Below are 23,619 nucleotides of genomic sequence, written 5' to 3' on the forward strand. Positions count from 1 at the left end.
TGGAGTTATTGCTCCTATCGCGCCACAGCGGCGCGGCCGCGATGCTCGATTTCAGCGGCGAGTTCGGGGAGCGCCTGAATCATCTGATCAAGCCGTTGGCGGGTCGCAGCGCAACGGTGCGGTGGGTTCTCGTCGCTGTAGAACCAGACCTGGGATTCGTGTTCGATCCACATGTCGGGCCGGCAGGCGGTGACGGTCGGCTGTCCGACCTGAATTGAAGTCGGCACGCGGTTTTTATCGTGACAACAAAATGCCGCCGGCGTGATGCGCACGATGGGTTGATAGCGGCGATTGAAGATGATCGTATCGCGGCTGGCGAGATAGGCCCCATAGGGCAGTTGGTCAAAGTCGAATTTGCGCACTTCGGGCACTCCTCAATTGAGTCCCAAACCGAAAACTGATTGCAAAAATCGCGAAACGTGCTAGGTAAAAGCCGCCAAGCAATTTACGAACACGTCCGCGGCCCTGCGATCAGTCCTGATCCGGGGCCGTTTCGTCGTTTGCGGCGAGTTTTTCGAACACGATCCTGTTGAACCGTATGATGCGCTCGATTGCGCGTTCGACGGGGGGCGATGCTTTCGCCGGCTCGAATTTGAAAATGGCGTAATTGTTCGCCTGAGGGCGGTCGATCGTTACCGTAACGGCATGATCGCCGTGGAATTCTGCTACCACGTTGGCGTGAACGCCAGCCTCCCAAGCCGCAAATGCGTTACTGCGCATACTGCCGACAATTCCGTCGAGCGCGTGACCTAGATCGTCGAACTTGATCCCGAGTCCCTCGACGAACTGGAAAGCGACCCGCGCGTTGTCTTCGAACGAGAGCTTTGATCTCAACGGATTGTATGTCGCGAGAGAAAGCTCGAAGCGCCTGAACCGCTTCACGTAAGCGACGCGGGATTCTCCCTTTGGTGGATCAAATGTACACGCCAATAGCGCGTTCACCCGGTCCGAATTGGTCATCGTGACGCCGCCGTAACGGCCGGGCTCACCTTTCGAGATCAACTTTCCGGCCTGCATCTCCCGGAAGCGATCGGCGGTCGTCCCGAGGGGAAGAGAGTCAAATCCCGCGACCGTTGCCTTCAGTGCGTTTGCTTTCATGATGACAGACACGATAGCATTTTAAATATTGAAAGTCAACGTTTACGCCTTATGGCGTCGCTATCGAAGCATGCACCGAATTCCCACGCCCTGAGCATTCCCCGCCAGGAACGTGATGCCCGCCTCGGTAAGTGCCCGGTTAATTTTCTCTATCGCTTCATCGCGTGCGACTGATCGCCATTGCAGGTTGGATTCGATCCGCGGCTCGCCGTCTATCTTCTCGATCTCTTGAACAGTTGAGATTCCGATGCCAGCAGCCTTTGCCAGGTCGGCGGCCGTCCATTTGAGAAAAGCCCTTGCCGCTCGGATTTGAGCCCCGGTGATCCGCATTTTCCACTTCTCCGACTTCAATGTTGACAATCAACATAAACGGTCCGTTCAATCATAGTCAATGATTTTAGTTGACTATAGATGCGCGAATCTTTAGGCTCTCAGCATCAACAACGGAGCCGCCGACATGTTTACCCCAGCCAATTGCACCAGCGTCCACAATCTCCCCGGCGCATTCTTCTCCAACCCTGTCGCCTACATAGAGTCCGCTCTGGAGCGCCGCCAATATGAGGCGGCCGTGCAGACGTTCGCCAAAGACGCGAGCCCTGCCGGCATCAGTGCATCCATCGCTTCAGCCCGGCGGTACGGCTTCAAAATGACCAGGGTCGAAGCGCGCGAGGCGGCGGTCGACGGACTGCGTGAGACCCTTTCGGCGCTTGGCTATGACGAGACGGAAATTCGGTGGCATGCGGCCCGCCGCGGACGGCGCGACTTTAGCCTGTTCGGTTTGGATGAGCGTAGCTCCGCTGCGCGCTGGGAAGTACGGAGGATGCGCCGTATACATTAGGGCTTCGTGCGGGGCGGCCGGGCTCCCGCCCGTGCCGCTGCGCTTTTGCGCTTGGTTTGCAACTGCGACAGAGCAAGGTCGAGCGCAGCGCGCGATAGATCCATTGAGGCAGCGCCTGGTCGATCTTGCGGGACCACCCTGACAGGCGTGACGCGGCAGTTGACCTTTACTGCCTCTTTGACATTCGCCGCGGTCGTTAAAAGCTTTTTGCCGGGCCTGTAGCAGATGAGCTTTCCAGCTCGGTAAAGACGTTTCAGGGTCTCAGCGTTGGCGTCGGGAATGACCTTGGCCGCGTCATCAAGGGGAATCAGAGCATCGTTATCGGTCACGCGCAGGCCTCATATTCAAAGCAAGCGCCGTTCCCCTTAACTCCTTCCATACGTTCCAAAGGCGCTGTCGCAGTTGCTCGGCCTCTCCCGCGGGCGGTTGAGCGTACCACGTCGGGTGCTCGGCGAGGTGGTCTGCCCATGCAGCGTCAAACTCATCCTCCCACCGGTATCGCGGCCTCAGAGGATCGTTTATGGAAGTGCCTGCCTGCTTGGCCGCATCCTCGCGCATCCACTGTTCTAGTGCTGCGTCTCGGTCATCCTGATGCCGAGGCGCCTCAATGCCCGACAACTTGTCTAGGGCTAAATCAAGCGCTCTGCGGTCCCAACGACGCGTTCCGGGAATTGGGGCCGGCACAATGCGAAGCGCGACCCATTTTGCCCAGGTTGTTGCCGTCACACGGCAATAGGCGGCGGCTTCACGCCCGGTCATTAGGCGAGGTTCACACACGGTCATGCGCGGTCGCTAGCACGGCCGCGACTGGCTTTATGTTGACAATCTACATAAGCATTTGTTTGCACATGATATTTTTGGTTGTATTTCTCTTCGCGCTGGGGTTCGATGGACCAGGAGGGTTTGGCCGATGAAGGTTTGTTGGACGTCTGGAATTGCGCTGATGCTCTTGAGCGGCACCGCTCTTGCTGCGACCAGTCAGGACAATGCGAAGCGTGCGATTTTGGCGAACAAGTCCCGAATGTTCAAAGATCCCGATTCAGTTCGGGATGCCGCGATCGGCACCGTTGCACCTTGCCCTAGCGGCAACGGGGATTGTGTGTGCCTCGAATTGAACGCCCGCAACTCACAAGGCGGTATGTCTGGCCTCCGGATAGTCGGTGTGCGCATCGACGGCGCATCGGCCGAAGCCTTCGGCGAGATGGCTGACACCTCCACGTGCGGCAAGATGGTGCCCTTCCCGGCGCTGAATGGCCCACGTCGCTCATAACATGGGACGCGCCCCTCTGATCTCTCAGGCCTTGACTAGTATTCCTCTCTATCCGAGCGAAGCGGAAATCGCTGTTCTCGTCTTGGGCGACAAGCGCGCGAAGGATTGGCCGGCGGTCGCAAAGCACCTTGAGAATAAGGAAGGCTTGCCACGCGTCGACAAACAAATGGGTGGCCGCTTTTGGCCGTCTGTGGAAGCTTATTTCCGGCAGCGACATGGAATGTACTTATTGCCGCATTCCGGAGACGTGCCTCCTAAACCGCGCATGGCCGGCCACATTCGATTTATACCGCCGCCGGACGTCGAAAAGTGACCCGCCCCGATTCCTTCTCCTACGCCCCGCGCGGCCTGTCCCGCGACGAAGCGGCGCGCTATATTTGCGTCGGGACGACCAAGTTTGACGAGATGGTTGCTGATGGGCGGATGCCAAAACCGAAGAAAATCGACGGACGGGTCGTATGGGATCGGTTGCGGATCGAAGCGGCTTTCACTGATCTGCCGGACGTGGAAAACGCCGTGAATCCGCTGGACCGGATGTTTGGAGAACCTTGAAAGCCCGCCCTCCTCCCGTGCGAAGTCGGCCGCCTACCGAACGGCCAGCCGCCGCTCTCGATAGGCCTTTATCATGGCCTCAGAGACGTCCGCTGGATAACGAAGCGGCGCGGCCCCCCCCGGCTTACTGTAGGCACTCTGGCCGCCGCAGGCCCTGCCATTGCGCATGCGATCGTCCGGGCATGCGCAGGGGTGCCCTTGAGCGTGGTAGGCCCTCCTGCTCTCCTCGATCAGCAACGCCGCGATCGCTGCGGCAGTCAGCACCTCGATTGTCCGAGCAGGCTTGGCAGTCTCGGACGCGGCGGCCGGGACCGTCTTTTGAGTTTTTCGGAGCCGCGGCCGGAAGCGATAAATCGAGCGGGACGGCCGCACGGGTTGGCGGAGCTTTCGCAAGCTCCGGAAGTCGCACGGGTGGCATGGGCGACGGGGCGCGGGAAATCAAGGGGGCGCGCAAGGGTCTGCCGCACCAGCTGATTGCGATCTTCGGCTGGAAGACGGCGGCCCAGGCCGAACTGTACACGGAAAAGGCCCGCCGCCGGCAAGCAGCTGCTGGCTGGCGGCGGGATGGGGTTGATCAGCGTCAAAGGGACCTAGTCAATTTCGACTAGAAGCGGCCCAATTGCCTTGATTTGCCTGTGAATCGGCACTAACTCGCCTTCCTGCCGGAACCAACAACCTTGACGACCATTGGGTTGTAGGCGACAACACCCGCAAGCGGAGCTGGAAAATGTGGCGATTCCGTCCCATTTTGAAACGACAAATTAACCGCGGGTCAGCAATCTCCCAGCATTGCGACCGACTCAGGGGGAAGGGTCATGGCTGATGTCGCGGCGATGGTTGGACTGTTGATGCTGATGCTCGGTTGCACAAGCGCCCTAATCGGCGCCGGCATGGCTGCTGGCACGCGCTACATCGACAGGACCCTGCGCGTCGATGCACGACCCACCCCTCTCGTGCGTCCGTCGCATCCTTCCGGCTCAAATTGGCGAGTAGACGCGGCCTAGCATTTCAGGCTGACCGTGCCCCTGCGACAGCGTCTCGTCTGGATCCGCGACGAGTTGAAGTCGTTGCTCGCAAAGGAAGTTCTCAAGCGCATTGCCCTTGGCTTGCTGGCGCTCGTCGGTGGATGGGTGTGGGCTGTCCTGCTAAGGGTGTTCGACGAGGCCTCTACAGGCGTCCCGTTTTTCGAACGCCTGAAGCAGATTTTTATTGCGATCAGGAAAGACCCGCTGGATTTTTCGCTCCAGCTGCTTTTCGACTATCCCGGCCAAACCTTCCTTTCCGTACTGCTGATCGGCGGTTACCTGGTTCTCTTCGCCGTCATATGGCGTACGCGCCGCACGCTGCGTGTAGCACAGATCGAACGTACGCTCGCTGTGCGAGCTGGCATTGGGGGCTGGTGGCCGAATGCAAAGCCCGGCGACGATGGCAGCGCACCGTGGGCCGATCTTTGTGCGGAAATCGCGCGCCCCGAAAACCGAACCTTGCTGGTGCTGGGTGCGAACGGGATCGACACGTTTGGGCGCCCGGGGGCACCGCTCCATGATGTGCTTCAAGCATTCCGCGGTACAGTTCGGGTGATCTTGGCACATCCCGACAGCGAGCAAACCAAAGGCCGCGCAGCAGCCGTTGGTGTAAAGGCCGTCGAATACAAGAGAGCCATAACAACCTCGGTTGCACTGTTGCGCGACCTACGGCGGCAGCATCACGCCGTCGACGGGCGCTTCTACGATGGGCAACCAAACTGGAAGATGATCATCACCAGCCGCACGGCCTGGATTCAATATTACGCGCCGGGCCAACACGTCGATGGATCCCCGGTCTGGCGCTTCGACGGGAACGATGACGGCAGCGGACTGTACTATCTGTTCGCCGCAGAGTTTGAGCGAATTTGGCGCCGGTGCGAAGAGCACGAGATGTTCTGATCAGTGATCAAGCCCATGGCGTCTCAGCATTGCCGCGAAGGTGGTCATGCCTCGCTTCTCAAGCTCTTCGATGAAGATTTTCCAAGCCGGAATGTTGCGATGATAGGGAGAGCTATCCGCTCCCGCATAAAGACCACCGGTTGGCCCGCTGTACAGCCCGCCACCGGGTCCCGCGTAGAGCCCACCGCCAGCACCTGCGTACAAACCGCCACCAGCACCTACGTAAAGGCCTCCTCCTGGGCCAGCATAAAGACCGCCGCCTGGACCACCGTACATTCCTCCCCCGGGGCCAGCGTATAGTCCTCCGCCCGGCCCTGCGTATGCGCCTCCACCCGGGCCAGCGTACAACCCTCCTCCAGGCCCAGCATAACGGCCGCCACCGACTCCGGCATACTGGTTCCTTGACCAACTCATCCCGCCCCTCCTATTTAGCCTTGGGCGGGCATAACAGCATGACACAACCTGTTCGCAAGTAGAAAAGGTGGGCCACAGATCGGAAATTGGCTTGGCATCACGTGGAATCGGGTTGAGGCCCACCTTACGCGAAAACCTTGCCCCTCCACGGAAACCCCCTCCGCTAGGAAGTCGCACCTCACGACCACGGGGCTATGGAGTCCCACCTCGCCTTGAGCCCAGCCCCTTAGGGTCGTGACGCTACTTGACCATCGCGGCCTAAGCCTTGCATCGACCCGCTCTGCCTTGCAGGTCCAGGACGACCCCTCGGCCATGCATCCCGGGTCCTCGGGCGACTTCGATCAGATGCTTGAGACAGCCGGATGCCGACCGCCGCTCGCCTCCACTTCTACCGGTACTCCACGGCTCTCAGACCTTTTGACGGTGGGGTGTGACGGCTCGCTCTCCCAACAGCCCTTGCGCTCGCGCGCAAGTTGCGCTTGCATAGCCCCTTTCGACGGGGGATTTCAGCATGCGTATTTTCATTGTTGTGGCGGCTTGCGCCGCCACGGCCGGCTGCATGACGGCGGGCGAGACGGTCTCATTCAAGGCCTCCAATCCGCAGCAACAAGCTCTCATGAGAGACGGGCAGCCTGCCCTCGTCTCTAGACAGAAGAGCTCCGTGGTTCTCGTTCGACCGGCAGCCCGTCAGCTTCAAGCGAACGGCCGTCCCGTGTTCGTGGTGGGCATCAACAACATGAGCCGCCAACCTGTCGAGTTTCGGGTAGGACAAGTTGAGGCGGTGCAGCACGCCGCGGGCTCCGACTTCGAAATGAAGATCGTCACCTACGAGATGCTGGTCCAGGAGGAAAAGAACCGGCAGGTCGCCGCGGCGCTTCTAACCGGCGTCGCCGCCGGCGCCAACGCATACAGCGCCTCTCGGGCGGGCTACGGCAGCTACACAACGCCGAGCGGCCGAACGGGCACCTTCTACAGTCCGACGGCGGCGGCGATCGCACAAAACAACGCGGCCGCACAGAACGAAGCGATGGTCTCTGCCACTATCGAAACAGGCCAGCGCAACATGGCCGTGCTCGAGCAGGCGGTGATCAAGGACAATACCCTCCTGCCAGGCGAATGGTACGGCGGTCAACTGCACCTTGCGCCGCCGACGGACCAGGGCGGAGCTCAGAAGAGCTACACGATCGTGATCACTGTTGGGCCGGACCGCCACGTGATCGATGTAGCTCAGGGGCCTGCGGGGGCATAGGCGCCTGAAGGCCACTGGATCAACGCCCCCGATGATGCGGGCCGCCTCGCTGATCGAAATCAGCTCCAAAGGCGTTGCATCAGATTTGCCCCCGCAGCTAGCGATAAAATGGGGCCGGGCCACCGATTTTGCATTTCGTCCAGGGAGAGCCCGCCATATACTTATGGTTGTTGCGCCTCAAAGGCACAATTCTTTATTCTGACCAATACGGAGATAATTGAGATGAAAACAAACGCTGCAGTTTGGGCAATAATCTTGACTTCGTTTTTGACAGTATCGACATCGCCTGCCAGTGCGTGCGTCGGTCTGGATTGTTTGAAGAAGGCCATAATTCCGGAGCCTCCGAGCGCGGACGAAGCCCGCAAGACCGCGATGAAGCTCGTTGACGCCGCCAAGACAGGTGATCCGCAAAAGATAAAACTCGCAACCGGGGCTCTGCTTCTCACCAATAATATGGCTTGCCCCACTTGCTCGGGTTTAGCACGCGAGGTCCTTCCTGGACTAACCGACGATCAGATTCAACGGATCGTCGGCAGCGGATGGCTAGTCTTCGCCAGCACGGGATCACCAATCTTGGTAGTCGTGGACGTCGCAAACAATGTCGCTTCCGAATACAGCCTCGATCAAGACTCGCCGCCTATATTGGCTACGCCGGAGTCTGCACGAAGAAAGCCAAAGGTGTTTCGTGCTGAACCACAATGCTTGATCGTGAAATCTGGATCGGTGCACGCCGGGTGGAAATCACCTCCCGCTCTGATCGATCAAGGTGGCAAGAGATACCAATTTCCCGACGTAGACTTGGTCCCCGGCGATCGCATTGACGCACAAGCCACAGAGTTGTGCACGCAGTGGAAGTCGAAAGACGTGGCTGTTCTGAAAACGGCGACTTTCCGATACCAAGGAAATTCGACTGCCTCGACATCATCCAACGTTGTCAAATATTTCCTGCGTGGAAGCAGCAGTTCACAACCGGTCGCAGCAAGATAATGCTCTCTCAGCCTGGAGTCCGATGTGAGCCATTAACGGACTCCAGCACCCTCCTTGCATATACCCAGCTTCTTAGAGTTGAGAAACCATCGTGTCAGATAGGATAGATGAAGCGCGCCAGGTCGCACGTACCCTCCTCAACGATCTTGAGACGGTCACGGTGCGAACCGAAGGCGTCTTGATGAAGGCGAAGCGGCTGGCGCGGCTTATGCGGGATTCGGACGCGCAACTCTGGCTAGAGTACGAGACCAGCGGTTATCCCAGTGAACACTTCAATCCTACTGACTTAGGAACATGCGAACGATACGTGCGCCAGTCAGGACGGATCGATCCGACCGGCAAATACTGGATTGCGAGCCTCCCTCAGATAGAAGCGATCGGCGAAGGTTATAAGCAGCGCGCAGAAGCTATGGTCGGAACCGTTGATAAATCAGTAGTTGTCGAAAACTATCTTGTAAAGCGTGCGACTGAAGAATTCCTGGCCAATCAGACTCAGCAACAAATCGCTGCTCGCAAACTCTACAACGACAATGAGGCCCTGGCGGTCGCGCTTCGAGCCTCTATACACAGCTATGCGACTGATGTGTTCCTCGCCATCGAGCTGGGAGACGCGGCTCAGGACATTTTCGAGGAAGCCAGGAAACGCATCGATAACTTCGTTAGATCTCACGCACCGAAAGCGGCAGAGCAGCTCGTTGCAGTGAATGAACGAATGGCCGAAGGCTCCCTAGAATCGTACTCTCATGCATTGACTACCTGCCGCAGGCTCCTCCTAACTGTCGCAGATGCTTTGTTCCCCGCTCGGTCACAACCGTACACGGACAAATCAGGGAAGCCCCGGGTCGTAGGTTCCGAAAATTATAAGAACCGCCTCATGGCGTTTGTAGAAGAAAACGCCGCGAGCGAAGGATCGACAGTCCTAATCCAATCCGGGTTAGAGCATCTGGCCGCTCGGTTAGACGCCGTGAATGCCAAGGTATCAAAAGGCGTCCATACAGATGTCACTCAGGAGGAGGCTCGATTGGCAGTCATTCATACGTACCTATTTTTGGGGGAAGTTGCCCGAGCAAGCAAAACATCTACCGTGCCGCTCCGCTCCTAGACTCCGATAACAGCTCATAGCGGACGCTCTTGCCGAAACGAATCAGCCGCGGACCACGGAAGACCAATGCGAAAATTTCTGATGAAAATCGTTTGGGAAGTCTTCGATGTCTCGCCAGCCGCACTGCTGGGGTCGACAATCCAATTCCTGGCCATCTTCGGCTTAGGCAAGGTCGCTCAGCGAGGTTGCGTCCTCATTGACAATCCGACGCTCACGTCATGGTGTGAAACTGAAACTTTGGGATACGTCTCTAACGCAGTTCCCGCGGTCATCCTGGGTCTGATCGTTGCATGTGTGGCGGTGGCACTAAGCGGCATCATTCTAGCACTTCCGATATACGCCTTAATCGCTGGAATCGCTTTGGCTGCCTTTTGCACAGCGTCACTTCCGCAGCCGTTCAACTACATCTGCGGCGCAATCATTCTCGTGTTAGTTGTCATTGGATACATTGCGTTCGTTAAGTGGATGACGGGCGGCGACTATGGTGATCGAGGCGGCAAAGGCCCCGATTGGTCAAAACACATTTAACATCGGTTGCTTCTGGCGTCCGATAACCGCTCTTAGCGGACTCCAGGATCTCAACGACCCCGACAGCGGTTGACGAACAGATACCAGGCAACCATCGCGAACCTCAAAAGGAGTCGCTCGCAAGATGATTGGCATTAGAATCCCGGTAGTCGCACTGAGCGACGAAAGCAAAGAGACTTCCGACCGCGTGGCTGGAAGACCCTGCGTTCGCACAGGTTTCTCGTGGGAATCGTTGAATGGTGAACCAAGCTCGAATGACCCACGGATCAACTGGACCCTCAGCATGGTCGACACCGGTGCGGATTTCACTGTTTTAGATCTGTCGTTCGCCGACCCGCTCGCAGCAATGAAGATTCCGCTGAGGCTTTTCGAAGCGCGGAGCGTGGTAGGCAGCAGCAAACCGTTGGCGGTTTACCGAGGCACAATCGTGGTCACCAACGGCTCACGCTGCATCTCTTACGAAACCGAGTTTGTGGTCTCTGACGTCCGCTCTGGGTACTACGTCGTTCTCGGGCGTGACTTCCTGAAGCACACCACGTTCACTTACAATCGTGCTCGCGGAATCGAATACCTAACGTTCGGGTAGTCAGATCAAAGCCCCTGAGGGAGTGGACTACGCCCCGGCGCGAAACCGCTCGCCTCTTGATTGACGGCGACGGTCATTGGTGGTGGCATAAGCCCTCAGCAATTTAGCCGCGCATCGCACCAAGAGGTTTCACACATGGAAAATGACGACCCGAGAATGAAGCTGTTCGGCACCGTGAAGACGCTGATTGACTGGCAGTTTAAGATCGCCGGTTGGCTTATCTTAATTGGTGGACTTAAGTTTTTTGCCGAACGCACCAATAGCCCGCTGATTAAATTTCTGTCCGAGGTCTATATCCATCTCCCCACATTGTTGCTCAACTGCGCGGTGCTCGCCTGGGCCGGCTTCCGACTGTACGAAACGACGTTCGACGAGCCTGGTAGACGTCGCGTCTGGGAGCGGGTCTTGATAGTGGTTGCGACGATCGTCACCATGTTGCTTATAGCTTCACTCACTCTTCCTCTAGTACACGCCGTCGTTGACGGCGTCGCCACCGTCCAAGCGACTCCTGCAAAGTGCACCCCATAATTCCCATACCGCACTAGGGGGCCCAAGACGATCGAGCACTCTTCCGCGCCCCTGAGGGAGTGAAGACGCCACCCTTGCAAGGCTGGACAGGGTGTCAATGGATCGACACGCGCACGCCAATTTGGGGCAGTCTACGAAGCTTTCAATCCTTGGTGGATGGCAAATGTCGAAGTTCGAAGGTTCTCACCTAAAGATCAAACGGGCCTACCGCCACATTGACGAGCTCAATCGGATGTTCGCGACCTTCCTGAAAACCGATTTCTGGACGATCACGGTGGAGAACCACCCTCAAACCGGAGTGGGCAAAATTGCGGTGACGTCCATCGCAGATCTCCCAGCCGAGGTGCCGCTTATCATTGGGGATGCTGTGCATTGTCTTCGCGTCGCCCTTGATCACGCCATCGCTGGCATACTCGGTGAACGAGGCAATCGAGAGACGTTTCCTGTAGGCAAAACACGGGAAGATGTGAAAACCCATAGTACGTACCGACTGATACAAAAGACCTCACCTGATCTTGCCGGAGTGATCCTCGAGACGATAAAGCCCTACGATACGGGGCAGCCATCGATTTGGGCGGTCTCCAAATTTGACAACCTTGACAAGCACAGACTTCTCATACCGACCGTAACCGTCCAAACAATCTCTGGAGTATCCTTGGAGAGTAAAGACAAAAACGTCAAAGTGATCGACAACAGATTCATCCTGGACGCCTTCGGCAAGTACACCATCGGTAGGATCGCTCCCGGAATAGAGATTGAAGTAACACACAAGGGCAGCGCTGAAGCTGAGATACTTTTCGCTAGTGGGCAGCCCCTCGAAGGACAGGCCGTCATTCCGGCACTCCTCAAGATGGCGGAAGCATCGTCGGAGGCTATTAAGGCGATCGAGGATCATCTTGCCTACTAAGCCGCACGTATGTGGGTCCTGACCAGACGTAGACTGCCAACCGCTCTCAGCGGGAAGTGCCTCAATAGTGTCCTGAGAGGAGTGGACAGCGCGGTCTAGGACGCGCGGAAGGCTGCGATCCCCGCCGCCATCTCGTTCACTGCCGTCTCGTTGATGTGCCATCGATCAGTCGGATCGTTCAGCATCCGATCCTGGTTGATGACCCCATTCGTGTTCGCTACCCAGTCCCGCCAATCCAGGAAGTTGTTCGGCAAGCGGGAGCGGAATTCGTTCGCGACAGCCTCGGCCCGGGTCGACGCTGGCACCCATGCCCAAATTGAGGTCGAGAAAGACTGTGGTTCCGAACGTAACTAGGACCATGAATTTCACCCGATAGATGGTGGACCACACGATGCGGTTGCGTGTGTCGGTAGCGAGATCTGCGTCCGTCGCTTCGAACCACACCTGCGTTCCGTTGAACGTACCCGGCGTCATCGCAATGATCGTAGCACCGAGCATCTTGCGCGCGCAGGCGCCGCGGCGAATCCGACAAGCAGAATCGCGCGATCGCGCTGGGCTGCGAGAGTTTTTGGCAAGTGCTCGAGCACTATTACAACAGCCCGGCCGTTGTCGGTTTCTTGCGGGTTGGCTTCGATCGCGGCGTGCGGCGAATGCCCCGCATCGTGCCTTGACGGTGTTGGTCGGAGCTCGAACCCGGCGGCCTGGTGGGCGCTCCGGATCGCGGCGACGCGCCGCTGGATCGTCGAGGCCTTGCGTCCGCCGTCGGCGAGCTGCGCCCCGTAGCGGGCGACGGTGGCTAGCCGAACTGGAAGCGGATCTTCGGAGACTGTTCCCCACCGAGTCGCAAAGTCAGCGCGACCAGCGGCATAGCCCCTGCGAGTACTGGAAGACTTTTCCGCCGCGAGATAGGCCCGCACCGAGGCCATCGGGTCGACGAGGGCTGTCGACTCTGACATATGTCCCAGCTTCCAGGTCATTCCCGTCGGTCCCGGCAAGGAAGTAGAAGGCCTCAGATGATTGTGACTGAGGTACAAGATCACGCAATAGCAGCGCGAATGGCCCTGATCGTGGGCGCAGACCGGTTCGATCACCTCTTTCGAGCGGTCCGGTTCGACGAAGTGGATGGTGATATCCTTTATGTCTACGCCCGGGATGAGGACGCAGCGGCGCAGATGGAGGACGAGTTTGCTCTGCACATTTCGATCATAGCTTCCAAGATACTCGAGCGTCCGATCAATGTAGTGCTCGTGCTTCCCCGGCAGCTGCTAAAATCCAACCGGTAGCTGTCCACAGACCGCCCTGGAACAGGTGGACAAGATCGACCCTGCACATTTGCGAATCCCTGCCCTGTGCTAACCGCTCGGAACGAACAGAAGGGCGGAAGGATTCGTCCCGGCAGGAGCGATCTCGATGCTGATGATCAAGGAAAGACGGCCGGCGGTCCGCACACTGCGCGGATGGGCGCTGAGCGTACTGCAGGAGACCCACGCCATCCGCGAGTGCGAAGAGCATGGGTGGGCGCAAGACCGTGCCGACCCGCTTGCGCGCGAGCGTGCCATCCAGATCGCCCGCCAGGAGCCTCCGGTCGGAGTGTCCTCGGACGATGCGGTAGCGGAGGTCCAGGACGTGCTGGATTCGACCGGAGACACCTGCCCCGAGTGTTCGCCGGATTCCGACTAGGCCGTTGATTCGGAGCCGGCTGCGGGGGCGACCGTACGGCGGGCGATTTCCCGTCAGGGCAGCGCCGGACGGATCGAGCGTTGCCGCTCCAGCCTAACGATCATGGCGGCCATCTTCACCTGCAGCTACCGCTACGGCGTGCCGTCCTTCGCCCGGCATTTCGCCAGGTCGTCGCGCTGGACCCACCCATATCGAGACTCACCCGAATCCTTCTCGAAGTGAACCACGAAGACCCAGTCGCGGTAAGTGTCCCGAATCGCGACCTTCTGGCCCTTCTCAATCGGGAGCCAGCGCGGCTCAGTTTGTCCGCCCGGCCGGTTCGCTAGCTCCGTTTCCTTCGGCATAGTGCACTCGGTGTAGGAGGCATGCGAGATGGCGGGGAACGCGATAAGAGCCGCGCAGGCCAGAAGAAGCTTTTTCATCACGGGGATCCGGGAACGATGGTGGAAGTGGACGGACGACGCGTCCACCGCAAGTGCTTGCGCCGTTGCCGCCGACGGATCAATCGGGGACCAGAAACGGAGTTAACCGGAACCGCCAAGGTGCGCGCCGGTCTGCCGCTCAAGCCGACTTCCGCCGCGTCCCCGTCGCCGGCTTCTTGGCCGCCGCTTCCTTCGCAGGCTTCTTGCCGGCGATGGGCATCAACATTTCCTTCTGGCTAACTGACGCCTTCTTTGGCTTCTTGGCGGGCTTCGCCTCCTTCGCCGGCGCAGCTTCCCGACCGACGCTCTGCCGCAACGCCTCCATCAGGTCGACCACGTTCTCACCCTTCGGCCGCTCTTTCGGCCGGATGACCTTCCCGGCACGTTTCTGGTTGATGAGGTCGATCAGCGCAGTTTCGTAGTGGTCCTCGAACTTCTCCGGATCGAAACGCCCCGCCTTCTGATTCACGATGTGCTTGGCGAGGTCCAGCATGTCCTTGGTAACCTTCACGTCCTGGACCTCGTCGAAGTATTCCTGCTCGCTGCGGACCTCGTAGGGATAGCGCAGCAGTGTGCCGACAAGACCCTTGTCCATCGGCTCCAACGCGATGATGTGCTCGCGATTAGTGAGCACCACCCGGCCGATCGCAACCTTGTTCATCTCCCGGATTGTCTCTCGGATGACCGCAAAGGCATCGTGGCCGACCTTGCCGTCGGGCCGAATGTAATAGGGGCGGATCAGGTAGCGCGGGTCTATGTCGGTCCTGTCAACGAACTCGTCGATCTCGATGGTCCGTGTGGACTCCAGCGCGATCTCCTCGAGCTCCTCTTTCGAGACTTCGATGTACTGTCCCTTTTCGAGCTCATAGCCCTTGACGATGTCTTCGTTGGACACCTCGTCGCCGGTGTCCGCGTCGACTTTCAGGTACTTGATGCGATGGCCCGTGGCCCGGTTGAGCTGGTTAAAGGCGATCTTCTCGCTCTCCGACGTAGCCGGGTAGAGCGCCACGGGACAGGTGACGAGGGACAGGCGCAGGAAGCCTTTCCAATTGGCGCGAGGGGCCATCTACTCGGAACTCCGGTGGGTTACACCGATTCAAGACGAATGGCCTAGCCAAGTTCCGACACCCAAACTGAAATGCATTGCCCTCCCGAGCGGAAAGAACGGATGGTGTACAATCACACGGGCGTCGCATCCGAGCTATTCAGACGGCCTGAAGTGGAAGATCTTTTATAGCTTCCCACTGATCCTCCGCAGTGGTGCCGGACCATCGATCTCGAGCTCGATTCGGCTGCCATGCAGCGATTGGATCAAGGCTGCCGGTTCTGGTGAAGAACGCGTTGGCGCCGTAGGCGGATACTGCTGCCAATCCGTAGCCGGTCCGAGAGCAAAGTTTGGCGAGCGCCGTCAGCGAAGCCCCATGATACCAGCCCGAAGCGTGCTCCTGTAAACGGCTGAACCCAGGATCGTATGGAACGGTCACCGAGTTGGGCCCGAAGCTGGCGTTGTATTCTACAGAGATGACCGACGGATTGACCCCGATCAGCTGCTCTAGAAACCAATAATCATTGCCATCGACATCGATCGAGAGAATGCCGAGTGATGCAAATTTTGTTCGAATGAAGTCGAGATTGCTCAGCGAGATAAAGCAATTGCGAATATCCAGCCACTTGGGCAGCAAGACTTTTGCGTCCTGCACCTGGTCGGCCGAGCCGTCAATCAGCAGTCCCTGCCAGTTTGGGTCATAGGCAAACGCGGCGCAGTTGAAGGCGACTGGATGAAAGCCGAACTCTACGAACGTTCGCGGGGCTGATTCTTTGGCCACAAGATCGTTCAGAATTTCGGTCTCATCCCCCTCGCCTCTCGCCCCCCGCAGGAAACGTCTTGCACGATAATTTAGTCTTCGAACTTGAGGGATTGCCCTCAGAACCTCGCGCATACCGCACCGCAAATTGACACCTAAGCAACAATCAGCAATCTACCGAAACAATTTGCGGTTGTCTCGCTTTTAGTGGCCTTTTGGCACGCGGCTTTAGCGTCGTCGGGTCCGGATCAGTTTTACGGTGAAATCGATGGGCGTTCTGCATACGATCGAGCATGGCTTTGTGAGGCCGGCACTGCGCCGAATAAGGCCGGCGAAGCGCGTCGTCCTTGGTGGGATCACGGTCGAGTATAAGAGCGAGCTCGATGGAGGCGGTATCGAGTTCGGCCAAGACTTCATTCCATTTTTGCGCTCCCGCGGAATGCCTAAACAGCCTCGCCTCTTCGAGTGGTGCGCTGGGCCGGCATTTATTGGCTTTTCGATGCTGGGCCACGGCTTGTGCGAAACGCTGTGCCTGGCTGACATCAATCCCGCGGCGGTGAACCGTTGCAAGAACACGGTCAGGCTGAACCACCTTGAGGATCGCGTCTCAGTCTACGAGTCCAACAATCTGCGGAGCATACCCAAAAGCGAGCGCTGGAATTTGGTGGTGAGCAATCCGCCCCACTTCATTGACCAGTATGAAGGCGATATCCGCGCTCACGACCCTGATTGGGCCATCCACCGGGAGTTCTTCAACACGATACACCCGTACCTAGCCGACGACGGCGTGATCGTTCTTCAGGAGAACAATCGCGGTTCGACCGTTGAGACCTTCCGCGAGATGATCGACGTAGCGGGCCTTGAAATTGTGTTCACTCAAGGCGACCACAAAGAGCTTACACGCGAGAGCGAGTTCTATTTTATCGGGATCATAAAGAAGGGCGCGAACGTCCCCAGTTGGGCCGCCAAAGTCTCCTGAAAAGCCTGAGACTCATATAGGTCGATGCCGCCCGCCCATGCCGAGCACATCCGCGGCGGAAGGCAGACACGCTATCGCCGCCAATCGAGCGATTGAATTTGCCAAGAGTATTCTGCTCATCCCCAGGGTTTTCCGGAATCCGGCACCACGATCCAGTAACGCTTACCCACAATGCCGTCCGGCGGCCGCGTCATGATGACAAAGCGATAGAGGTTGTGAGATGCGCGCTCGTTGAGCGACCAGAGCGACCGTTCGAGCTGGCGGAGCCGGCCTCCAGACAATTCGACGAGGATGGCCCGATCGTCATCCGCCGCTAGCGAGTTGCTGCGCATCAGCCGAAAGGTCTGCGCCCTCAGCTTGCCGTCGACCGGTTCGAAATCAAGCATCTCGACGATACGCCCCTGCGGGCGTGGGCCGGCTGCGCTCAGCGCAGCCCAGACTGCAACTGGCGTAAACAGGAGGTGACAAGCGAACATGATCACCAAGGCAACCTCGGCTGCAGGGTCCACACGCCTCAACCGACCGGCCTCCGCAATGGCCACGTTACAAGGCCGCGCAGCATCCAATTTTGCGCGACGGTACTCCTGGTTGCCCGCAGATGCCCGGCGAGGCCGAGCGTGAGCAGCAGAACGAAATCGTGACTGATACGTCCATGCGCCAGGCTCAGCAGCACAACGAACAACGTCATGCAGGCCACGAAGCGGTAATCCGCGAGCACGCGGGCGAGCGGAGTCACTGAGCGCCAGGCGGCGGCGACCGACGCGATGAGGAGCACGCCGGCTAGCCAGCCGAACTCGATGGCGACCTCGACGAAGCTATTATGCGTGCCGAGGCCCGGCACGCAGCTGTGGACGGCAAAGCCTCCAGCGCCGATTCCGAATGGCCCTGCTTCGGGCAAAATCCGCAAAGCGTCGGCCAGCAGCTGCTTGCGGATCGCGATCGAGTTGTCGAAATCGACCGCAGGGCAGCCAACCGCCACCGGAGTCAGCATCCGGGCGTTCGGCGCAACCGCGGTAACGCCCGTTGCGGTCAAAAGATGCCGCCCATAGACTGAGGCCGCACTCCAGCGGGCAGCGGCACCGGCGCCGATCGCAACGGCGAGCAACGCCACTAACACCAGACCGCGCCGCCGCGCCGCGCCCTCGCACAGAAGCGCGCCGGCGAGCGCGACCAGCTCAAGGGCGAGCAACGAGAACCGCACCATAGAGGCTGCAAACACTGCCGCAGCCAGTACCGCAAGCATACTAATCCCAGCGAACGCCATGCGCGGCAGCCGGTCGGACGTCACGGCGGCGATCACGACGATGCCAAGCAGCATGGCGAACTGCGCCGGCGCCGCATCGAACTCGCCGAACACATAGGGCTTGCCGTGATGGTCGGACCATTGCTCGGCGAGTGCAACCGTCGTCGCAAGCATTCCGATCGCGACGACAATCGCGCCGACCGTCAGCACACCTCGACGCGCGTCGCGCGCTGGCGCCAGTCGGCCCGCGCCATAATGCGTCAGGGTCACGCCCAGGAGGATCAATTCCTTCAGGTCCGCAAAACCATTCAAGAGGCACGCCACCGCGATACTGACCGCCAGCGCAGCGGCAAGCCCGTCGCAAAGATTGGGTCGAATCTCGCGCCAAGGCGCCATCACGACCAGTAGCCCAATCGGCACAACCAAGGCGAGCCCCGTGAATTTGGAGCCGAGGCCGAGCAGACCATGCGCCAGCACAACGACGGAGCCAGCCGCAACGGCCAGTCCTAGTAATGCACTGCGAATACTTGATGTTTCCAACGGTCGCCGGCCCCACGCAAAGCACGAGGATCCACGTTTGACGCAACTCCTGCTTGATAGCAAGCGATAGTTGTAGAGCACCATAGTACCCGCATCAACGTTCTTGCCTATAGATCGAAGGGTGGCATCTGATGACGCGGCCGGTGCCGCCCGAGAGCCGGCATGGGCAACGAGCGAAGCAAGCCGAACGAAAAGGTCGCTCAGCATTGGCTGGCCAGGAGGATCGAAAAATGACATCGAAGTCCTCGCGGAAACTCTCCGATTCAAAACCGCGCACCGGCAACAACGGCACCTCTCGGCAAACAGTCATCAAGGATGCCAGCGAGACGAAGGACGAGGACCGCGACCTGGCCCACGGCGAGGGCGGTACCATCGGCCTCCCGACGAAACCCGGCGATTTGTCGCAAGACGATTAGCCCCGCCGGAACCTACCTGACGAGAGGTGCGTTGAATGCTTCGTCAGAAGGAACGTTCCTGCGATGAGCCGCACTGTCCTGGTTGTTGACGACGATCCCGCCGTCCTCGACGTGATCGTGGGCATGCTGGAAGATCTCGGCTGCGAGGTGATCAGCGCCCAAAGCGGCCTGGATGCACTCGAACGGCTCGAGCAGAACCAGGACATCTCCATCCTCATCACTGATATCAACATGCCCGGCATGGATGGTCATGAACTGGCCGAGCTGGCCAAGCGCGCCCGCCCGGAGCTGAAGATGCTGCAATTGTCGGGTCGCGAGCCCCGGCGCGGCGGCCTTCCGATGATCAGGAAGCCATTTTCGTTCGAGGAGCTCGCCGACATCATGCAGCGGACCACCGGCGTCAGCTGACCATCCAATGCCCCAAAAGAAAACCCGCCGCAGATTGCTCCGCGCGGGCTGAACCAAACTCTTTCGATGATGCCTTTATGCCGGTGTTTTGCCCGACGTGTCAACGCGGCGAACGCGGAAGAGGAAGCCCCTCCTCCCAACTCAATATGTGGTGCGCAACGGGCTTGCTTCAAGTCCCCGCCTCTGCCGTAGAACCCCCGACCCAGGGAACATCCAAAGCAACCAGCCGAGGGGTCACGACATGCCTGTACTGCTTCCGACGTCCCGTTCACGCCGCCAGCCACAGGGAGCCGACGCGCGGAACCAGATGCCGCCGGACCATGCCGTGGTGATCGCCGGCGGCGGCCCGACCGGGCTGATGCTGGCTGCGGAGCTCGCGCTCGCCGATGTCGACGTTGCCGTCGTCGAGCGCCGTGCCGACCAGGCGCTGGTCGAGACGCGCGCCGGCGGACTGCACGCGCGCACGATCGAGCTGCTCGATCAGCGCGGCGTCGCCGACCGTTTCCTGCGCGAAGGGCAGCGCGTCCAGCTGGCAGGCTTTGCTTGGACGCGGCTCGACATCAGCGATCTCCCCACAAGGCACGCTTACGGTCTGGCGCTGCGGCAGACCCACATCGAGCGCATCCTGGCCGACTGGGTCGCGGAGCTCGCGGTCCCCTTCTATCGCAATCGCGAGGTCACGGGCTTTGCGCAGGACGAAACCGGCGTCGACGTGACGCTGTCCGGCGACGAGCGCCTGCGCGCAGACTATCTCGTCGGCTGCGACGGCGGTCGCAGCCTGGTGCGCAAGGCCGCCGACATTGATTTTGCCGGCACCTCACCGACACTCAGCAATCTCATGGCCGAGGTCGAGATGCGCGAGACGCCGGCCTTCGGCCTGCGTCATGATGCGCTCGGCTTTCACGGCCTCAGCAAGACCGAGAGCGGCCGCGTGCTGGTCGTCGTGACGGAAGCAACGCTCGCGCGCACCGGCGAGCCCTCCTTGCGCGATCTCAGCGAGGCCCTCGTCGCGGTCTACGGCACCGATTTCGGACTGCAAAATCCCGCCTGGATCTCCCGTTTCACCGATGCGGCACGGCAGGCCACGACGTATCGCAAAGGACGCGTGCTGCTCGCCGGCGATGCCGCGCATATCCATCACTCCGTCGGCGGGCAAGGCCTCAACACCGGCGTGCAGGATGCCGTCAATCTCGGCTGGAAGCTGGCGCAGGTGGTCCATCGCATCTCGCCGGACAGCCTGCTCGACAGTTACCACACCGAGCGCCATCCCGTCGGCGCGCGCGTGCTGCGCAACACCATGGCGCAGATCGCTCTGCTCCGCCGCGGCGACGACGGCCTCAAGGCCGCGCGCGAGACCGTCTCCGAATTGCTCGGCATGGACGAGCCGCGCAAACGTTTTGGCGCCATGATGAGTGGCCTCGACATCCGGTACGATCTCGGCGAAGGCCACGCCCTGCTCGGCCAGCGCATGCCCGATCTCGAGCTGATGGTCGAAGGAAAGAAGCTAAGTCTGTTCACGCTGCTGCACGGCGCGCGCGGCGTGCTGCTCAATTTTGGTGAGCGAGGCGGCATCGACAACGCGCGCTGGACAAATCGCGTCGATGTCGTCGACGCCGGCTACGATGGCGCCTGGGAGCTTCCTGTCATCGGGCGGGTCGCCGCGGCAGATGTAGTTCTCGTGCGGCCCGACGGCCATGTGGCCTGGGTGGGAGACGGAAACCATCCGGATCTCGCTAATGCGCTGACGGCCTGGTTCGGGCCACCCACTACGCAGTAACTGGCGTGCCTCGCTCAAGGTCCGATGGCATTGGCATCCTCAAAAAGCCGAGATTGCTTAAACGCCGCTTGATCGTATCGATGATACCAACGACAGTTCCATATCGTCGCAAGCCAAATCGCTCCCGGTTCCTCTCACTAAATCTCAAGTCGCGACCAACCAACTGGGATGCAGGCATCAGGAGATAATCCCTGATCTCTCTATTGCCCTCGCTCAATCGAATTACGACAACAAGGCCCCCCGGAAGATGCCGGCCGCGTATGATATACCAGCTAGAATTTGTTGCCGCGCGAGCGAGCCGACTACGCGCCACGCGGAACGATATCGCGACCCCGTGAACCCTGATGATCTGATGAACTTGATCGATCCTGACATCCTCGCCAGACTTGGCCAGACCCGCGGCAACCTTTAGAACCAAGGTTTCAATCATATCGCGTCGGACCGTCCGGGATTCAATGTACTCGTAGTTTCGTTTCGGGGCGTAACCAATCAGTCTATATGCCGCCCTCAGGCTACCAAACCGCGTTAGGTATGCCACTGAGCCGGGGATACCCTCCGTCTCATTGATGATGTCTCTGCTTAGCCTCCCTCTTCGGTGAAGCAACACCCTCAATCGCTTGAGCATTTCTTCGTCTGACACACTCCAGCATTGTCGCCGATCCTCAAGAATCTTCTGCGCCTTCGCGAAGACTTCCTTGTCTACTATTGGCTCGAATGCCCTCTCCTTCTTGATCCATTGTTCGGGCGGATTTTTCTTTCGAACTGTTCGCAGCTTGCAAGTGTGGCGGTTGTAACGATTGATGCCGATGTAATTGTCGTTTTGCAGCAGATAGCGAATCTTGCAGAAGGTCCATGGTCGCCCCCGGTCGACACTGCCCGCAAGATTAAGCTCCCGGGCGATTTTCTTTTCGGTGAGATGACCATTCACGAAACGATCAAATATCAGCCTCACTGTCTCCACTTCGTGTTGCGGGCCTGGACGTAGCATAACGCGATCGGTTCGAAGCGACTTCCATTCCCCGCTCTCCAGTATTCCTCTTGATCGCCCGCTTTCATCAATCAGCTCTCTCCGAAGCCCGAAGCAAGGGCGGCCGCCTTGTCGATAGCCAAGCCTTGAGAGATGACACGCGCCGGCGTGCACCTTAACTCCCAGTTCTCGGCTGTATTCGGCTGCCATCACCCGTTTGATATTCTTGACGATGCCGGAAATGACACTTCCATCATTCTCGAACTGCTCTGCGCAATAGCAAACGGTCATGCCTGCTTTCCTACAGACAAATTCATAATGAGCGCTCTCGTCGATGTCTTGAAATCGGCCCCAACGACTGACGTCGTAAATGAGGATGTGATCGAAATTCACTCGACCTTGGCAAACGTCCGTGATCAACCCGGTTAGGCCCGGTCTATTCTTTATTCCGAGACCGCTCTCACCATCATCTCGATAAGTTCGAACTATCTCTAGTCCGCGCGCTTGTGCGTATGCGGCGATGACAGCAGCTTGGTTCTCGATGGAGTAGCGTTGGTGATCAGTGGACATGCGTACATATTGCGCAGCGCAAAGCGCTCGCTGCGCCTTGGGTAAAAAGATGCGGTGCGGAACGAGCGAATTGATCATCGGACCGACGCCTCGCACTTTGGCAATTTACAACCGCCAAACCGGCACGTGAAATTCACGTCTTCAAGATGGATCACCCCACGGCCAACCGTACCTAGCCACCCAAGTCAGAAGCGCTGTCGCAAAAGCCAGGATTAAACCGCCCCATGGTGTCGTTCGACGCGCAGCGCTGATAGATCGCAAATAGAGGAACGCCCCGAGCAGTGTTCCGTAGTTTCTTTTGAAGTCTCCGTTGAGCTTGGAAATCTTCGATAGCTCGGAAGGAGTTCCTAGTTCATCCGCCATAGCGCTGGTCCTCTCGATTACAGCCAGCGCGCCATAGACCACTGTTTTGCCCGACGGAGCAAGCGAAATTTCGGTATTTCAAAAAAACTGCCAGCAGTGACCTTTGGTCGGTATTGACCAAGCAATTGCGATCCAGCCGCGTGTACCCGCAAGCCCCAGCGGCTGGTCACCACCCCGACTCGCTCCTATTCTTGCGCCATGACCAAAGCAGAGAACAGGGCGGCAGCGAAGGCGTGGCACAGGGAGCGCATGCACCTGCGGATGGAAGACGCCCGGGCCGAGGCAGTTGCAGCAGACCTCGCCGAGCTCGGCCGGCTGCGCCACTACCTTGTGTTCGGCAGGAAAGACGTCCGCGCCGACCGCGATAAGCTGATGAGGGCCATCGATGACTATGTGGAAGAAATGACCGGCGACCGTACCAAGCTTCACGCGCAGGGATCGACTATCGGCGCCTAACGAGCAATC

General features: G+C 59.1%; 31 protein-coding genes. 18 read left to right on the forward strand and 13 right to left on the reverse strand.

Going from position 1 to position 23,619, the window contains the following annotated elements:
* Nucleotides 1-14: 14 nt before the first annotated feature.
* The 3 genes from GGD62_RS04175 to GGD62_RS04185 form a co-directional block, all read right to left on the reverse strand.
* Nucleotides 15-362 carry a hypothetical protein gene (locus GGD62_RS04175; RefSeq protein WP_183707208.1) on the reverse strand — a complete coding sequence of 116 codons (348 nt, stop codon included), beginning with the start codon at nt 360-362 and terminating at the stop codon, nt 15-17.
* A gap of 109 nt (nt 363-471) precedes the next feature.
* Nucleotides 472-1,110, reverse strand: coding sequence for a hypothetical protein (locus tag GGD62_RS04180; RefSeq protein WP_183707210.1), 639 nt, complete (start codon nt 1,108-1,110; stop codon nt 472-474).
* Between the two features lie 48 nt (nt 1,111-1,158).
* Complete coding sequence (locus GGD62_RS04185; RefSeq protein WP_183707212.1) at nt 1,159-1,428, reverse strand: helix-turn-helix domain-containing protein; 270 nt, start codon at nt 1,426-1,428, stop codon at nt 1,159-1,161.
* A 127-nt stretch (nt 1,429-1,555) separates the two neighbouring features.
* Here GGD62_RS04185 and GGD62_RS04190 point away from each other — a divergent pair, with 127 nt between their 5' ends.
* Nucleotides 1,556-1,936 carry a hypothetical protein gene (locus GGD62_RS04190; protein ID WP_183707214.1) on the forward strand — a complete coding sequence of 127 codons (381 nt, stop codon included), beginning with the start codon at nt 1,556-1,558 and terminating at the stop codon, nt 1,934-1,936.
* Here the strand turns inward: GGD62_RS04190 and GGD62_RS04195 are convergent.
* Nucleotides 1,933-2,265, reverse strand: coding sequence for a hypothetical protein (locus tag GGD62_RS04195; protein WP_183707216.1), 333 nt, complete (start codon nt 2,263-2,265; stop codon nt 1,933-1,935). The genes GGD62_RS04190 and GGD62_RS04195 overlap by 4 nt on opposite strands.
* A 581-nt stretch (nt 2,266-2,846) precedes the next feature.
* Between GGD62_RS04195 and GGD62_RS04200 the strand changes: the two genes are divergently transcribed.
* From GGD62_RS04200 to GGD62_RS04215, 4 genes are all read left to right on the forward strand, one after another.
* Complete coding sequence (locus GGD62_RS04200; protein ID WP_183707218.1) at nt 2,847-3,206, forward strand: hypothetical protein; 360 nt, start codon at nt 2,847-2,849, stop codon at nt 3,204-3,206.
* A gap of 309 nt (nt 3,207-3,515) precedes the next feature.
* Complete coding sequence (locus tag GGD62_RS04205) at nt 3,516-3,758, forward strand: hypothetical protein (protein WP_183707220.1); 243 nt, start codon at nt 3,516-3,518, stop codon at nt 3,756-3,758.
* Nucleotides 3,759-4,174: 416 nt separating this feature from the next.
* Nucleotides 4,175-4,366, forward strand: coding sequence for a hypothetical protein (locus tag GGD62_RS04210; RefSeq protein ID WP_183707222.1), 192 nt, complete (start codon nt 4,175-4,177; stop codon nt 4,364-4,366).
* A 450-nt stretch (nt 4,367-4,816) separates the two neighbouring features.
* On the forward strand, nt 4,817-5,683 hold the full coding sequence (locus tag GGD62_RS04215) for a hypothetical protein (RefSeq protein ID WP_183707224.1): 867 nt from the start codon (nt 4,817-4,819) through the stop codon (nt 5,681-5,683).
* Nucleotides 5,684-5,901: 218 nt separating this feature from the next.
* Here GGD62_RS04215 and GGD62_RS04220 read toward each other — a convergent pair whose 3' ends face one another.
* Nucleotides 5,902-6,075: a hypothetical protein gene (locus GGD62_RS04220; protein ID WP_183707226.1), complete on the reverse strand. Its 174-nt coding sequence runs from the start codon at nt 6,073-6,075 to the stop codon at nt 5,902-5,904.
* A gap of 533 nt (nt 6,076-6,608) precedes the next feature.
* Here GGD62_RS04220 and GGD62_RS04225 point away from each other — a divergent pair.
* From GGD62_RS04225 to GGD62_RS04255, 7 genes are all read left to right on the forward strand, one after another.
* Nucleotides 6,609-7,346 (forward strand): hypothetical protein, encoded by a 738-nt coding sequence (locus GGD62_RS04225; protein ID WP_183707228.1) that lies wholly within the window; start codon nt 6,609-6,611, stop codon nt 7,344-7,346.
* Between the two features lie 222 nt (nt 7,347-7,568).
* Nucleotides 7,569-8,333 carry a hypothetical protein gene (locus GGD62_RS04230; protein WP_183707230.1) on the forward strand — a complete coding sequence of 255 codons (765 nt, stop codon included), beginning with the start codon at nt 7,569-7,571 and terminating at the stop codon, nt 8,331-8,333.
* 91 nt (nt 8,334-8,424) lie between these two features.
* Entirely contained in the window at nt 8,425-9,435 is a 1,011-nt protein-coding gene (locus tag GGD62_RS04235) for a hypothetical protein (protein WP_183707232.1), read from the forward strand.
* A gap of 66 nt (nt 9,436-9,501) precedes the next feature.
* On the forward strand, nt 9,502-9,963 hold the full coding sequence (locus GGD62_RS04240) for a hypothetical protein (RefSeq protein ID WP_183707233.1): 462 nt from the start codon (nt 9,502-9,504) through the stop codon (nt 9,961-9,963).
* Between the two features lie 283 nt (nt 9,964-10,246).
* Nucleotides 10,247-10,549, forward strand: coding sequence for a hypothetical protein (locus GGD62_RS04245; protein ID WP_183707235.1), 303 nt, complete (start codon nt 10,247-10,249; stop codon nt 10,547-10,549).
* Nucleotides 10,550-10,684: 135 nt separating this feature from the next.
* Nucleotides 10,685-11,077 carry a hypothetical protein gene (locus GGD62_RS04250; RefSeq protein WP_183707237.1) on the forward strand — a complete coding sequence of 131 codons (393 nt, stop codon included), beginning with the start codon at nt 10,685-10,687 and terminating at the stop codon, nt 11,075-11,077.
* Nucleotides 11,078-11,240: 163 nt separating this feature from the next.
* Nucleotides 11,241-11,984 carry a hypothetical protein gene (locus GGD62_RS04255; RefSeq protein ID WP_183707239.1) on the forward strand — a complete coding sequence of 248 codons (744 nt, stop codon included), beginning with the start codon at nt 11,241-11,243 and terminating at the stop codon, nt 11,982-11,984.
* Nucleotides 11,985-12,149: 165 nt separating this feature from the next.
* On the opposite strand, the gene GGD62_RS04260 is transcribed toward GGD62_RS04255, so the two are convergent.
* On the reverse strand, nt 12,150-12,458 hold the full coding sequence (locus tag GGD62_RS04260) for a hypothetical protein (RefSeq protein WP_183707242.1): 309 nt from the start codon (nt 12,456-12,458) through the stop codon (nt 12,150-12,152).
* Nucleotides 12,455-13,180 carry a hypothetical protein gene (locus tag GGD62_RS04265; RefSeq protein WP_183707244.1) on the reverse strand — a complete coding sequence of 242 codons (726 nt, stop codon included), beginning with the start codon at nt 13,178-13,180 and terminating at the stop codon, nt 12,455-12,457. Before GGD62_RS04265 ends, GGD62_RS04260 begins: the two co-directional genes overlap by 4 nt.
* Before the next feature lie 214 nt (nt 13,181-13,394).
* Between GGD62_RS04265 and GGD62_RS04270 the strand changes: the two genes are divergently transcribed.
* Nucleotides 13,395-13,664: a hypothetical protein gene (locus GGD62_RS04270; protein WP_183707246.1), complete on the forward strand. Its 270-nt coding sequence runs from the start codon at nt 13,395-13,397 to the stop codon at nt 13,662-13,664.
* 131 nt (nt 13,665-13,795) lie between these two features.
* Here the strand turns inward: GGD62_RS04270 and GGD62_RS04275 are convergent, their stop codons facing one another.
* The 3 genes from GGD62_RS04275 to GGD62_RS04285 form a co-directional block, all read right to left on the reverse strand.
* Entirely contained in the window at nt 13,796-14,086 is a 291-nt protein-coding gene (locus GGD62_RS04275) for a hypothetical protein (protein ID WP_183707248.1), read from the reverse strand.
* A 139-nt stretch (nt 14,087-14,225) separates the two neighbouring features.
* Nucleotides 14,226-15,152, reverse strand: coding sequence for a Ku protein (locus GGD62_RS04280; protein ID WP_183707250.1), 927 nt, complete (start codon nt 15,150-15,152; stop codon nt 14,226-14,228).
* A 139-nt stretch (nt 15,153-15,291) separates the two neighbouring features.
* The gene (locus GGD62_RS04285) at nt 15,292-16,026 is read right to left on the reverse strand and encodes a hypothetical protein (protein WP_183707252.1); all 735 of its coding nucleotides are present in this window, start codon (nt 16,024-16,026) and stop codon (nt 15,292-15,294) included.
* A gap of 133 nt (nt 16,027-16,159) precedes the next feature.
* On the opposite strand from GGD62_RS04285, the gene GGD62_RS04290 reads away from it, so the two are divergent.
* The gene (locus tag GGD62_RS04290; protein WP_183707253.1) at nt 16,160-16,870 is read left to right on the forward strand and encodes a methyltransferase; all 711 of its coding nucleotides are present in this window, start codon (nt 16,160-16,162) and stop codon (nt 16,868-16,870) included.
* 116 nt (nt 16,871-16,986) lie between these two features.
* Here GGD62_RS04290 and GGD62_RS04295 read toward each other — a convergent pair whose 3' ends face one another.
* Both GGD62_RS04295 and GGD62_RS04300 read right to left on the reverse strand, forming a co-directional pair.
* Nucleotides 16,987-17,256, reverse strand: a complete 270-nt coding sequence (locus tag GGD62_RS04295) for a hypothetical protein (RefSeq protein WP_146101412.1) — start codon at nt 17,254-17,256, stop codon at nt 16,987-16,989.
* Between the two features lie 128 nt (nt 17,257-17,384).
* Nucleotides 17,385-18,590, reverse strand: a complete 1,206-nt coding sequence (locus tag GGD62_RS04300) for a hypothetical protein (protein ID WP_183707255.1) — start codon at nt 18,588-18,590, stop codon at nt 17,385-17,387.
* 194 nt (nt 18,591-18,784) lie between these two features.
* Here GGD62_RS04300 and GGD62_RS04305 point away from each other — a divergent pair, with 194 nt between their 5' ends.
* The 3 genes from GGD62_RS04305 (at nt 18,785) to GGD62_RS04315 (ending at nt 21,254) form a co-directional block, all read left to right on the forward strand.
* Nucleotides 18,785-19,069: a hypothetical protein gene (locus tag GGD62_RS04305; protein ID WP_246799983.1), complete on the forward strand. Its 285-nt coding sequence runs from the start codon at nt 18,785-18,787 to the stop codon at nt 19,067-19,069.
* A 63-nt stretch (nt 19,070-19,132) separates the two neighbouring features.
* Nucleotides 19,133-19,477: a response regulator gene (locus tag GGD62_RS04310; RefSeq protein WP_183707257.1), complete on the forward strand. Its 345-nt coding sequence runs from the start codon at nt 19,133-19,135 to the stop codon at nt 19,475-19,477.
* Nucleotides 19,478-19,718: 241 nt separating this feature from the next.
* Complete coding sequence (locus tag GGD62_RS04315) at nt 19,719-21,254, forward strand: FAD-dependent monooxygenase (RefSeq protein ID WP_183707259.1); 1,536 nt, start codon at nt 19,719-19,721, stop codon at nt 21,252-21,254.
* Here the strand turns inward: GGD62_RS04315 and GGD62_RS04320 are convergent.
* On the reverse strand, nt 21,244-22,869 hold the full coding sequence (locus tag GGD62_RS04320) for a recombinase family protein (protein ID WP_183707261.1): 1,626 nt from the start codon (nt 22,867-22,869) through the stop codon (nt 21,244-21,246). The two genes, GGD62_RS04315 and GGD62_RS04320, sit on opposite strands and share 11 nt — an antisense overlap.
* A gap of 483 nt (nt 22,870-23,352) precedes the next feature.
* On the opposite strand from GGD62_RS04320, the gene GGD62_RS04325 reads away from it, so the two are divergent.
* On the forward strand, nt 23,353-23,610 hold the full coding sequence (locus tag GGD62_RS04325) for a hypothetical protein (protein WP_210317722.1): 258 nt from the start codon (nt 23,353-23,355) through the stop codon (nt 23,608-23,610).
* Nucleotides 23,611-23,619 lie beyond the last annotated feature (9 nt).

This window comes from Bradyrhizobium sp. ERR14 (assembly GCF_014198235.1).
Classification (GTDB): Bacteria; Pseudomonadota; Alphaproteobacteria; order Rhizobiales; family Xanthobacteraceae; genus Bradyrhizobium.